This window comes from Myxococcota bacterium (assembly GCA_035498015.1).
Classification (GTDB): domain Bacteria; phylum Myxococcota_A; class UBA9160; order SZUA-336; family SZUA-336; genus VGRW01.
This window is the reverse complement of sequence record DATKAO010000118.1, coordinates 1-12,334: the sequence shown is the minus strand read 5'-3', so window position 1 is coordinate 12,334 and position 12,334 is coordinate 1. Positions and strand designations below refer to the sequence as shown.

Below are 12,334 nucleotides of genomic sequence, written 5' to 3'. Positions count from 1 at the left end.
GCGTCGCGGGTCTCAGAGCCCGAGCCACTCCCGCAGCAGCGCATTCACCTCTTCCGGCGCGTCCTGCTGCACCCAGTGACTCGCGTTCGGGAGGCGGTGGACCGTGAGGTTCGAGACGTACTCCGAGGTCCCCTCGAGTGTCTCGACGCCCAGCGCGCTGTCCTTTTCGCCCCAGATCACGAGCGTGGGCACGTCGATCTTCGGATAGCCGAGATTGCGCTGTCTCCGCGCGCCGCCGCCCGAGAACGCCGCGCGGTAGTAGTTGATCATCGCCGTGAGTGCCCCGGGCTCGCGCGCGGCGCGGCGGTATACCTCGAGCACCTCGTCGGGGAAGTTCTCTTTGTGCACGGCCATGTTGTAGAAGGCGCGGCCGATCGGCTCGGCGCCGCGCGCGCCGAACAGCGCCTCGGGCAGCCAGGGCAGCTGGAAGAACAGCACGTACCACGAGCGCAGCCACTGGCGGCCGCCGCGGCGCAGGGCCTCTTCGTAGCACGCGGGGTGCGGCAGGTTCATCACCACCAGGCGTGACAGGGGCCGGATGCGGCGCATGGCGAAGAGCCAGGCGACGATGCCGCCCCAGTCGTGCGCGATCAGCAGTGTCTCGCGCGGGGCGGCGGCGTCGATCAGGCCGGCCACGTCGTCCATCAGGCGCTCGAGCGCGTAGGACTCGCGGCCGGTCGGCCGGTCGCTGCCGCCGTAGCCGCGCAGGTCGGGTGCCCACACGCGCCAGCCCAGGTCGGCCAGCACGGGAATCTGGTTGCGCCACGAGAAGGCGAGCTCGGGGAAGCCGTGCAGACACAGCGCCAGGCGGTCGCCGGCGCCGGCCTCGAGCACCTGGAAGCGCAGGCCGTTGGCTTGGACCTTTCGTTCGTGAATGGCGGGGTTGAGCATGGCGGCACCCTAGCCGATCCGGCACTTTGGAGCCCCTCGAGCTCGAGGGAGAGGTCGGAGAAAGCCATCCCGGACGTACTGCCCACGCTGGTGCCCACGTTCGTCGCGCTGTGTCTCGGCGCACTCGTCGGCTTGGAGCGGCAGGTCGCGCAGACCGAGAGCGCGGGTGAGAAGGATTTCCCCGGCGTCCGCACGTTCGCGTTCACCGCGCTGCTCGGCGCGCTCGCGGTGCTGGTGGCGAACGCGGTGCACCCGCTGCTGGCGGTGGCGATCTTCGCGGCCGACGCGGTGTTCCTGATCCTCCGCTACCAGTTCGACGCGGCCAGGAACGCCGACCCGGGTTACACGACCGAGACCGCGAGTCTGTGCACGTTCGCGGTCGGCGCGCTCGCGCAGGCCGGCGAGCCGCTCGTGGCCACGGTGCTGACCATCGCCATGGTCGCGATCCTGCGTTCGAAGCGCACGCTGCACCGCATTGCGCACCTCCTGTCACCCGCCGACATGGAGGCGCTGATCCGCTTCCTGGTGATCACCGGCGTGGTGCTGCCGCTCCTGCCCGACACGGCGATCGACCCCACCTTCGGCGTGCTGCGGCCGCGCGACGTGTGGCGCATGGTGGTGCTGATCTCGGGTCTCTCGTTCGCGGGCTACGTGCTCATGCGCGTGCGCGCGGGTCACTCGAGCTACGTGGTGACTGGCTTGCTCGCGGGGCTGGTGTCGAGCACGGCGGCCACGCTGGCCTACGCGCGCGCGGGGCGCGGCGTGGCGCACGCGCGGCACTACGAGGCGCTGATCGCGCTGGCCGCGTCGACCGCGTTCCTGCGCATGGAGGCGATGCTCTGGCTGGTGGAGCCGGAGCTCGCGCGGCGCGTGCTGATTCCGCTCCTGGCGATGATCGCGGTGGGGCTGTTCTTCGGCTTCACGCGCCACCTGCCCGAGCAGAACGCGCCCGAGAGACACAACTTCGAGAACCCGCTCACCATGCGCGTGGCCATCACCTTCGCCGCGATCTACGCCTCGGTGACTCTGCTGCTCGCCTACGCTCAGCGCGAGTTCGGCGACGCGGGCGTGTATGGGGTGTCGGCGGTGGCGGCGCTGGTCGGGGCCGATGCGCCGGCCTTGTCGCTGGCCCGGCTGGTGCACGACGGCCACCTGCCGGTCGAGACGGCTACGCTCGGCATCGTGGTGATCGCCGTCTTCACCACGTTGGGCAAGGTGGGGATCCTGGCGTTCGTGGGCCGCAGCCCGTTCGCGCGGCGCGTGTCGGCCACGCTCATGCTCGTGACCGCGACGGGCGCGATGGCGCTCCTGATCCTACACCGCGTGGTGTAGATCGGTGAGCACGGTCGCCGTCACCGGCGCCAACGGCTTCATCGGCGCACGCGTGGTGCGGGCCGCCCTGCAGCGAGGCCATGCCGTGCGGGCGCTGGTGGGCGCGGACGTCGACTGCGCGAACCTGGCCGGCGTGCCGGTCGAGCCGCAGCCGTTCGACCTGCGCGACGAGGCCTCGGTGCGCGCGGGCCTGCGCGGCTGCGAGGCCGTGATCCACAGCGCGGCGCTCTACGCCTTCTGGCTGCCCGACCCGCAGGAGTTCTACCGCGTGAACGTCGACGGCACGCGGCGCGTGTTGGACGCGGCGCGCGCGGAGGGGCTGCGCAAGCTCGTGTACACCAGCACGGGCGCAACGCTGGCGCCGCCCGGTCCGGGCTTCGAAGGTCACTACCGGGCCTCGAAGGCGCAGGCCGAGAGACTCGTGGAGGCAGCCGCGGGGGCGGGCTTCCCCGCGCTCGTCGTGCACCCCACCACCGTGCTCGGTCCCGGCGACCGCCGGCCCACGCCGACCGGCAGCCTGATCGTGCACTATCTCGCGGGGCACATGCGCGTGTATCTCCCGATGCAGCAGAACGTGGTCCACGTGGACGACGTCGCGCTGGGTCACGTTCTGGCGCTGGAGCAGGGCGTGCCCGGCGCGCACTACGTGCTGGGCGGCGAGAACCTCGGCATGCCGGCGCTGCTCGGCCTCTTGCAGGAGATCACGGGCATCCGCGCGCCGCGCCGCGCGCTGCCCAACTCACTCGTGCTGTGGCTGGGCGCGGCGAACGAGTGGCTCTCGGACCACGTGACGCACCGCGAGCCGGTGATCACGCGCGAGGCCGCGCTACACGCGCGCGACGCCCGCTCGTTCGACATTGCCAAGACCTGCAGTGACCTCGGCTACGACCCCCGCCCCGCGCGCGCGGTGCTGGCCGACGCGGTGCGTTGGTTCGAGTCGCTGCGCTAGCTCAGTTGGCGACCTCTTCCTTGGCCTTCTTCTTCGCCTCGAGCTGCTTCACCGCGAGGCCGTACGCCACGTAGTATTTGAAGATGTTGCTCACGTAGGTCACGGTCTCGCGTCCGATGCGTTTGGAAGCCACGCGCTCGACGTTCCCGAACCACACATTCTGGTCGAGCCCGAGCTGCGCCGCCTCCTTGCGCAGCCCCTTCATGCGGCCCGCGCCGCAGTTGTAGCTCGCGAACGCGAACAGCGTCTTGTCGAGCGGGGTCATGGGCTCGTCGGCGTAGTACTGGTCGATCATGAAGCGGATGTATTTCACCCCCGCGTGGATGTTCGGCTCCATCTTGTGGATGTCGCCGACCTTGAGCTCCTGGCCGGTCGCAGGCATGACCTGCATGACTCCCACGGCGCCCACGTGACTCTTGGCGCCCTGGTCGAGCCGCGACTCCTGGTAGCCCTGGGCCAGCATGAGCAGCCAGTCGAGGTCGTACTGGTCGCCGTAGCGCTTGAACACCTCGATCAGGCCCAGGAAGCGGTTGATGTCGGCTTCCGAGGTGGCGCTCTTCACGAACTTGGTCTTCTTGAGATACTGCTGGATCTTCTGGTTCGCGAACGACGAGCCCTGGCCGAAGGTCTTCTTCTGCTCGCCGAGCCAGGCCGTGAGCTGCGGGCTGTTCTTGCGGTAGGCCGGCGCGATGCTCGCGCCGGTGCGCAGCGCCACGTCCTCGTGCAGCACCAGGCCGGGAAACACCTGCTTCCAGAACTTCGCCAGGTAGTCGTCGACCACGGCGATCTTCACCAGCCCCGCGTTCACCATCTCGAGGATGTCCTCGTCCTCGAGTGACTCGGGCGCGTCGTCGATCGCGACCGGCTTCTTGCCCTCCTGGGCGAAGCGCGCGTTCAGGGCGTCGAGGCTGGCGCGGTAGCTCGACGACTTGCGCACGAACACCTCGCGCCCCGCGAGGTCGTCCAGGCTGGCGAGCCCCGGGCCGCCCGGGCCCGTGATCGCGATCTCGCTCACGTTGGTGAACGTGGGCGGCGCGAAGTCGACCTGCTCGAGGCGCTCCGGCGTGACCGTGAGTCCGGCGGCGGCGATGTCGCCCGTGCCGTCGAGCAGCCCCGGGATCAGCTTGTCGCGCGGCGTGGGGATGAACACCATGTGCACGCGCAGGTTGCCGGTCTTGTACTTCTTGTTGAGCGCGTTCTCGAGCGCCAGCGCCGAGTCGTACACCAGACCGCGCTGCTGGCCCTTGTCGACGAAGTAGTGGGTCTTGCTGTACGGGGTGAGCACGCGAATCATCCGGCGCTTCACCATGCCGTCGAGGTCGCCCGTCCACTTCGCGGTGACCGTCTCCATCACCACCCCGTGCGGCAGCTCGAGCTGTGCGCGCGCGGGACCGGCGAGCGCCAACGAGACCAGGCACGCCAGGGCACATGCAGTGACTCGCATATGACTTACCCGATGCGGTCGAAGCCGGTGTAGGGCCGCAGTGCCTTGGGGATCGAGATCGTTCCGTCGGCCTGCTGGTGATTCTCCAGGATCGCCACGGGCGCGCGCGACAGCGCGACCGCGGTGCCGTTCAGCATGTGACAGAAGCGGGTCTTGTCGGTCACGGGGTCGCGGAAGCGCACGGCCAGCCGCCGCGCCTGGTAGTCGGTGCAGTTCGACGTGCTCGTGATCTCGCCCCAGCCGCCGCCCTCGCCGCGGCAGGTCATCCACGCCTCGAGGTCGTACTTGCGGTAGGCGGGCGCGCCCAGGTCGCCGGTGCACACGTCGACCACGCGGAATGGGATCTCGAGCTCCTGGTACAGCGCCTCCTCGATCCCGAGCAGCTCCTCGTGCATGGCCTCGGACTCGTCGGGGTGCGTGATCGCGAACATCTCCACCTTGGTGAACTGGTGCACGCGATACAGCCCGCGCGACGCGCGCCCGTGCGCGCCGCCCTCGACGCGGAAGCAGTGACTCACGCCGCAGTAGCGCCGCGGGAGTGACCCGGCCTCGAGGATCTCGTTCTGGTGCAGCCCGCCGAGCGTGATCTCGGCCGTGCCCACCAGCACGAGGTCGCTGTCGGCGATGGAGTAGATGTTGGTCTCTGCGCCGCGCGGGTTGAAGCCGAGCCCCGCCGCCACGTCGGCGCGCGCCAGGTCCGGTGTCTGGAACAGCGTGTATTTCCGCTTGCGCAGGAAATCGAGCGCGAAGCGCACGAGCGCCTGCTCGAGCAGCACGAGCTCGTTCTTCAGGAAGTAGAACTTCTGGCCCGCGACCTTCGCGCCCGCCTCGAAGTCGATCAGGTCGTGCTTGGCCGCGAGCTCCACGTGGTCGAGCGCGTGGAAGCCGAACTTCGGCACCTGGCCCACGACGCGCAGCTCGCGGTTGTCGTCCTCGCCGTGGCCGATCGGCGCGGCCGGGTGGGTCAGGTTCGGCACCAGCGCGTGCAGCGCCGCGAGCTCGCTTTGCGTGCGCGCGAGCTCCTCCTCGAGCGCCGCGTCGCGCTCCTTCAGGTCCTTGCCGAGGTTGCGCTCCTCGTCGCTCGGCTTCCGGCCTTTGATCTCGCGCGCGAGCTTGTTGCGCCTCTCCTGCACCGACTGCCGCTCGGTGAGTCGCACGCGGCGCTCGGAGTCGAGCCGCACGAGCGCGTCGAGGTCGACTTCGACCCCGCGGTTGCGGCAGTTCTGCCGGACGGTCTCGAGGTTCTCGACGATGAAGCGGAGGTCCAGCACGGCGGGTCATTCTAAGGTTGGCGCGGCGCACCCGATAGGCCATGCTACCCGCGCTTTTTTCGGGCCTCTGTTGCTGTGCGGGTCTTGCTGTGTCGGAGAGGTGGCCGAGTGGTCGAAGGCGGCGGTCTTGAAAACCGCAGGCGTTCACGCGCCCGGGGGTTCGAATCCCTCCCTCTCCGCTTGGCTACGCTCGCCTGCGGCTCGCTGCGCGCGGCTTCGCCGCTTGCTGGGCCCGCCGCGGGCGGCCGCGGACGGGCCCACCTGGGTGGCGTGTCTTTGCTCGGGAAGACCTTCCTCGTCCTGCTGCTGCTAGTGCCCCGCGTTGCACGGCCCGATCCCCCAAGACCAAGTCCTTGGGTCGAGCCCCGGTTGGCGCGGGCGCTCGAGGATCCTGTTGCGGCCGACACGGAGCTCCGCGCCCAGGATGCTGGACGGCGGGCGGGGACTCGGACGGGCGAGCTGCGGGTCGTGCTCGAGCCGCCGCACGGGCAGGGCTCCGAAGCGCTGCCGATCGCGCAGCTCGAGGCGCTCGGGGCGCATGTGCAGGCGCGCTCGCGCTCGTGGCTGCGCATCAGCGCCTCGCCAGCCGTGCTGCGGAAGGTCGCGGAGCTCGGGGGAATCCGCGGGCTGCGGTTTCCGTGGAAGCCGGTGCCGCTGGCGCTCGGCACCGGGTCGGTCTTGTCCGAGGCGGTGGCGCTCACCGGTGCGGGCGCGCTGCAGACCGCGGGCTTCACGGGCGCGGGCGTGAAGGTGGCGGTGGTCGACGCCGGCTTCACGCACCTGGCCGACGCGAAGACCCTGGGTGAGGTGCCCGCGAGCGCGATCGCGGTCGACTTCACGGGCATGGGCATGGACGGCGACACCGCGCACGGAACGTCGGTGACCGAAGAGGTGGCCGACGTGGCGCCCGGCGCGCAGCTGTATCTGCTCAACTTCAGCGACGAGCTCGAGCTGCAGAACGCGGCCGACTATCTGCGCGACAACGGGATCCGCATCGCGAATCTGTCGGTGAACTTCTTCGCCACGAGTTACTACGACGACTCGGGCCCGATCAACGGCATCATCAACGAGTCACACGACGTCGATGGCGTGTTCTGGGCCGTGGGCGGCGGCAACTGGGCCTACCGCCACTGGCGCGGCCCCTGGGTCGACACCGACGCCGACAAGAACCTCGAGTTCACGCCGGGCAACGAGAGACTCAACGTGGTCTCCGAGCTCAGCGACGTGTGCTGGATCCTGAACTGGAACCAGTACCCCGATCACTACACGGGCACGCCCACCGACCTGGACCTCTTCGTGTACTCGGCCACCGGTGCCGTGGTGGCGTCCGGGCAGACGCGGCCGGGCCCGGGCGTGCCGCCCGCGGAGCAGGCCTGCTACACGCGCAACGCCTCGCAGGAGCCGTACCAGATCGGCGTGCGGCGGATCTCGGGGCCGACCGCGGGGCTCGACGTGTCACTGTTCGGCTCGGGCGCGGCGGTCGACGTGACTCAACAGGTCGCCACTTCGAGCATGGCCGACCCGTCGGTCGCGCACGGCGCGTTCGCGGTGGCCGCGATCGACCAGGCGCTGTGGACCCAGGCGCCCCCCGGCCCGCCGATCGAGAACTTCTCGAGCGTGGGTCCGACGATCGACGGTCGGATCAAGCCCGACATCGTCGCGCCCGACCGCACGCAGACGCTCTACTACGGGGCCGCGATCGGCACGTCGTTCTCGTCGCCGGTCGTCGCGGGCGCGGCCGCGCTGCTCGCGCAGCAGGCGCCGGGAATCACTGCGAACCAGCTCCGCGCCGCGCTCGTGGCGCGGACGCACGACGTGGGCGCGCCCGGCCTCGACACGCTGTTCGGCTGGGGTCAGCTCGCGCTCACGCCGCTCGTGCTGCCGCTCGACTCCGACGGCGACTCACTGCCCGACACCAGCGACCCGTGCCCGTTCGACGCCGACAACCACTGCACCTGCGGCGACATGGACGGGAACGGAGCCGTCACCGCGCTCGACGAAGCCGCCCTGCGCCTGCACCTGGTCGACCCCCAGAACCCGAGCACGCTCGGCATGGTCCGCCCCGAGCTGTGCAACGTGTGGCGCGCCGCCGCCCCGTTCCCGCTCGACTGCCTGATCGACGACTGGGTCGTGATGCGCCGCTCCCGCGCCGGCCTCGGTCCCGGGATCCAGCCCGTCTGCGCCCCGGCGCTCCCACCCTGAGGCGGCCCCCGCGCGGGGGTTGTCATGCCCGCCCGCTTCGCCCATCTTGGGCCCGCCTCGCGGAGAGGTGGCCGAGTGGCTGAAGGCACAGGTTTGCTAAACCTGGATACGGGAAACTGTATCGAGGGTTCGAATCCCTCCCTCTCCGTACCCGTACTGAGCTTCGCTCGCCTGCGGCTCGCTGCGCGCGGCTCCGCCGCTTGCCCGGCCCGCCGCGGGCGGCCGCGGACGGGCCGGCTCGGTTTCGATAGGGTTGCTCGGGAAGAGGGGAGCCGGAGAAGAGCCGGAGCGCAGTAACCCCCGGAGAGATGGCCGAGCGGTCGAAGGCGCACGCTTGGAAAGCGTGTGTACCGAAAGGTACCGTGGGTTCGAATCCCACTCTCTCCGCCAGTGACCCCGAATCTGCCGCGCAGTTGCGTGTCGCCTCCGGTTAGAATCCGCTCGCGCGTCCTCCCTGGGTGGGTGTGTGCGCGTGGGAGGTCGCCATGGTGGCTCGTTCGCTCCTCGTCCTGTCACTCGCGCTCGGGTTTGCCGCGCACACTCGGGCTGGAAATCTCACCGCCAGCCAGCACGGCGTCACGCTCTCGGTCACGGGCAAGGGCGGCGGCGCGATCGCGACGCTGAGTGGCGTTGCGACCGGCGAAGTGGACCCGACCGCGGGCCTGGTCCGCATCATCCCCCTGACCGACACGACCGTGAACGGCGGCGCCTCCGATGTCACGTTCACCGGCGTGCAGAACGTGTCGCTGAAGCTCGACAACGCGCCCAACACCGTGGTCTTCGAGGGCCTGATCCTGAGCGGCGACCTGAAAGCCAAGGGTGGCAACGACACGGACTCACTCCAGATCGAAGGCGGCTCGTTCGGCGACGACGTGACTCTGGACGGTGGCCCGGGTGACAACACGCTGGACTGCGGCGGCGCCGAGATCGGCGGCGACATGAGCTTCAAGGGCAGCGGACCCGCCAACACCAATCTCGAGATCACCTGCTCCGCCGAAGGCAATCTCAAGGTCGCCCTGGGCGGCGGCGCCAACGTCGTGGTCGTCGACAGCGGCGCGTTCGCCCAGGCGGCCTCGATCAAGACCGGCATCGGCTTCGACCAGGTCACTTTCAACTCGTCGAGCTTCGACCACGACGTGAAGATCTCGACGGGTCGCGGTGCGAGCGCCGTGATCTTCAACGGGACGCAGATCGAGGGCTCGCTCTCGATCACGGCATCGACCGGCGCCGACTCCGTGAAGTTCAACCCCATCGTGGTGGGCGAGAACGTGAAGATCAACATGGGCGACGGCGCCAACATCATGCTCGCGACCGATCTCGACATTTCGCTGATCGGCGAGTCACTCGCGGTGACTACCGGCGGCGGCGCGGACAAGTTCACCATGCACGACGTGCAGGTCGGAGAGAGTGCGACCCTGAAGGCCGGCGACGGCGCGAACCAGCTCACGGTCGACCAGTTCACCGTCGGCGAGAACCTCACGATCTCCGCCGGCAAGGGCGACGACCACCTGATCGCGACCTCGAACAGCGTGGGCGGCCTCACCAAGATCAACCTGGGCGGCGGCAACAACACCGGCCCGTGACTCTTGTCTCTCGGGTCCGTTCTCTGTCACGATGTCACCGGGAGACGGAAGCTCCATGGCACGGGCCGTGAATCACAGACAGCTCGGTTTGCGCGGGGTTGCATGGCTGGTTTGCGCGTCGACCGCCCTCGCGCTCTGCGCCGGCCGGTCCCTGGCCGGGACGCTGGACTACGTGTGCTCGACCAGCGACGTGTACGCCGACGAGGACATCATCCATCAGCCGGTCGCTTCCGACCCACCTGACCTCCCGTACCCGCTGAACGGCACGTTCCCCCAGCGCTGCAGCAACACCTTCGGCAGCGTTTCGTCCGCGATCACGAAGGACGAGTCAGGGTTCTTCACTTCCACGGCCCAGTCGGTGATCTCCGTCGACCCGGTCACGGGGGTGCGCTTCTACGGCAGCGCGGCGGTGGCCTTCAACGACGTGGAGCTCAACGCGGAGAACCGGCGCGCGGCGACCTCCGGCTCGTTCGGCGACGAAATCACGATCACGGCGCCGGGCGCCAGCGGAATCGCCTATCTCTCGATTCCCATCCACGTCACGGGCTCCGTGACTGCGGCAGGCGTCTATGTGGGTGACCCGGGCGTCCGCCACCTCGCCGACTTCAGCTACCGGATCTACTCGAGCACCTGCTTCGGCTCGGTGGTGTGTCCGTCGGGCGGATTCGGCATCTCGACGACCGGAGAGACTCTGGGTGGCGGCGGAGCCGGAGGCGGCGCAGTCGGAGTAGTGCCGGAGGACTTCGACCAGGTGGTGGTCGTGAAGGTTCCGTTCACCCTCGGCCAGACCTTCCAGCTCAGCCCGTCCTTCTCCGTCGAAGCGTCGATCTGGCTGCCCTTCGTGCCGGGCGCGCCGACTCTCGGCGGACTCGCCGCCGCCGATTTCAGTCACACGGTTCTCTTCGGGCCCGCGAGCGTGCTCGACGCCGACGGCAATCCCATCCCGGACGCCACCATCGAGAGCGACCTCGACTACTTTTCCGGGGCGGTCCCCGAGCCGTCGAGCTCCCTGCTGGTGGCGGCTGCGGCCGCCGTGCTGACGCTGGCGCGCAAACGCCGCGAAGTCCCCCCGTAGTCCGGATTTCCCAGCCGCATCAGCCGCTTCCGCGACCCGGCCCCGGCAGAGCGCGGGCGCCGTTCCCGCACCTCCCCGGTTTGCTAAGCTGCCGTCCCTCGCGCGCCCATAGCTCAGTTGGATAGAGCGTCAGGTTGCGGACCTGAAGGTCGTAAGTTCGAGTCTTACTGGGCGCGCCAGCGAGCCGGAGCTTCCCAGCGCTAGCGCACTCCTGCCGCGACGCCCGCGGGCTTCTCGCCCTCGCCGAGGTGCTTCGTGCGGAACAGCCTGAACTGGACGTCGTCGAGATTCAGGAAGGGATACTGACTCTTGAACTCGCCAAGGAGCTTCGGGAGCTCCCCGCGAGGCGTGTATTCGCACGTCCAAGTCCGCGAGAGAGATGCCGAGGCCCACACTGAACATCACGGTGAAGATGGTGGCTGCGGCGAGCACTGAGAGCAGCCATTCGGGAATCGGGGGTGCCAACGAGCCGCAACGCTAGCAGCGAAGCTTGCTGATCCGCTCGTGTGTCGGTCCGTGCGCCGATCACCGCCATCGAGCGGGGCGCGGGGAGCCTGTCTAGAGATCTCGGACGGTCATCAAAGGATCACCGCGCGGCAGAGGCGCGCCAGCGGGACTCGCAGCGCGCTACTCGTCGGTCTGAATGCAATCCAGGTGGTCCACGATCCGCCAGAGAATGAGGTCTCCAACGGCGGGGTCCGAGGAGTACTTGCCAAACACTCGCCCCCACACCGGCATTGCGCTCGTCCCGTGCGCTCGCGGCATCGTGGTTCCAACCAGGAAGACGACGAGGTCGGTCGAGAGGGGATTCCCAAACTTCTTGTGAAGCGAAGTGAGTGCCGGCGGGCGAGGGTTCAGAGCGCCGGCGACGGGGCCATTCCCGTCCGCCCGGTCGCCATGGCAGGAGGCGCAGTAGCGAACATACTCGTCGCGAGGCTCGCACGCTTTCTGTTCGGTCCGGGCAGTCGTTGCCAGCGCAAGAACGACGATCACAGCGAAGAATGCTCTCACGATGTCTCCCTGGGCAGGATCAGAGGCTCACGGATCGGGGCCGAGGCCTTCACCGTCCGCGCCGATTCTGCCAGAGATCCACGAACTTGCGGGGGGCCTGGCTGCGAGTGGGGTCGATCCTCGGTGTACTCGGTTGCGGATCTGAAGGTCGCATGTTCGAGTCATGCTGGGCGCGCCAGCGACGACGTCGCGCTCGCCGGCTACGGTCGCCCGCGAGGCGGCCGAGTTGACTCACCCACACACCCGGGTGTAGAAGGTTCACACGGCCGTTTCCTGAAAGTTCGTGCCGCCTCTGCGTGTAAGTCGGCCGCCCAAGAGCGACGGGAGGACGTCATGCGGCTGCGGGAAGCCCTCATTCTCGCTCTGGCTCTGGCCTCCGCGAATGCGGCGAGTGCCACGACCTGGCACGACGGCGATGTGGTGACTTACACCGAGACGCACTGGGGCGATGATCCGTCCGGCGACGCGGCGATCTTGCTGCAGGCCAACTACAACGGTGTCTACGCGTCGAGCTCGGGCTTGCTCGAGCTCGGCATTCCGGGTGCGGCTGGGTTCTCGATGCTGTTCACCTCGGCA

The 12,334-nt window shown here is 69.0% G+C and carries 9 protein-coding genes and 4 tRNA genes; 10 read left to right on the top strand and 3 right to left on the bottom strand.

What is annotated here, in order from left to right:
• Positions 1–12: 12 nt before the first annotated feature.
• Positions 13–891, bottom strand: coding sequence for an alpha/beta fold hydrolase (locus VMR86_10910; GenBank protein ID HTO07548.1), 879 nt, complete (start codon positions 889–891; stop codon positions 13–15).
• Positions 892–981: 90 nt separating this feature from the next.
• Between VMR86_10910 and VMR86_10905 the strand changes: the two genes are divergently transcribed.
• Together VMR86_10905 and VMR86_10900 are read left to right on the top strand one after the other, a co-directional pair.
• Positions 982–2,223: a DUF4010 domain-containing protein gene (locus VMR86_10905; protein ID HTO07547.1), complete on the top strand. Its 1,242-nt coding sequence runs from the start codon at positions 982–984 to the stop codon at positions 2,221–2,223.
• 4 nt (positions 2,224–2,227) lie between these two features.
• Positions 2,228–3,172, top strand: coding sequence for an NAD-dependent epimerase/dehydratase family protein (locus VMR86_10900; protein HTO07546.1), 945 nt, complete (start codon positions 2,228–2,230; stop codon positions 3,170–3,172).
• A 1-nt stretch (position 3,173) separates the two neighbouring features.
• Here VMR86_10900 and VMR86_10895 read toward each other — a convergent pair whose 3' ends face one another.
• The gene (locus VMR86_10895; GenBank protein ID HTO07545.1) at positions 3,174–4,616 is read right to left on the bottom strand and encodes a transporter substrate-binding domain-containing protein; all 1,443 of its coding nucleotides are present in this window, start codon (positions 4,614–4,616) and stop codon (positions 3,174–3,176) included.
• A gap of 5 nt (positions 4,617–4,621) precedes the next feature.
• Positions 4,622–5,887, bottom strand: a complete 1,266-nt coding sequence (gene serS / locus VMR86_10890; GenBank protein ID HTO07544.1) for a serine--tRNA ligase — start codon at positions 5,885–5,887, stop codon at positions 4,622–4,624.
• Between the two features lie 94 nt (positions 5,888–5,981).
• Between serS and VMR86_10885 the strand changes: the two genes are divergently transcribed.
• From VMR86_10885 to VMR86_10850, 8 genes are all read left to right on the top strand, one after another.
• Positions 5,982–6,066: transfer RNA gene (locus VMR86_10885), tRNA-Ser, on the top strand.
• A 289-nt stretch (positions 6,067–6,355) separates the two neighbouring features.
• Complete coding sequence (locus VMR86_10880; GenBank protein HTO07543.1) at positions 6,356–8,089, top strand: S8 family serine peptidase; 1,734 nt, start codon at positions 6,356–6,358, stop codon at positions 8,087–8,089.
• Between the two features lie 61 nt (positions 8,090–8,150).
• A tRNA-Ser gene (locus VMR86_10875) sits at positions 8,151–8,237 on the top strand.
• A gap of 154 nt (positions 8,238–8,391) precedes the next feature.
• A tRNA-Ser gene (locus tag VMR86_10870) sits at positions 8,392–8,479 on the top strand.
• A 95-nt stretch (positions 8,480–8,574) separates the two neighbouring features.
• A complete protein-coding gene (locus VMR86_10865) occupies positions 8,575–9,672 on the top strand; it encodes a hypothetical protein (protein HTO07542.1) in 1,098 nt (365 codons plus the stop codon).
• 55 nt (positions 9,673–9,727) lie between these two features.
• Entirely contained in the window at positions 9,728–10,747 is a 1,020-nt protein-coding gene (locus VMR86_10860; GenBank protein ID HTO07541.1) for a PEP-CTERM sorting domain-containing protein, read from the top strand.
• 102 nt (positions 10,748–10,849) lie between these two features.
• Positions 10,850–10,926, top strand: a tRNA-Arg gene (locus VMR86_10855).
• A 1,165-nt stretch (positions 10,927–12,091) separates the two neighbouring features.
• Positions 12,092–12,334 (top strand): hypothetical protein (locus tag VMR86_10850; GenBank protein HTO07540.1); only part of this gene is annotated, 243 nt, incomplete at its 3' end.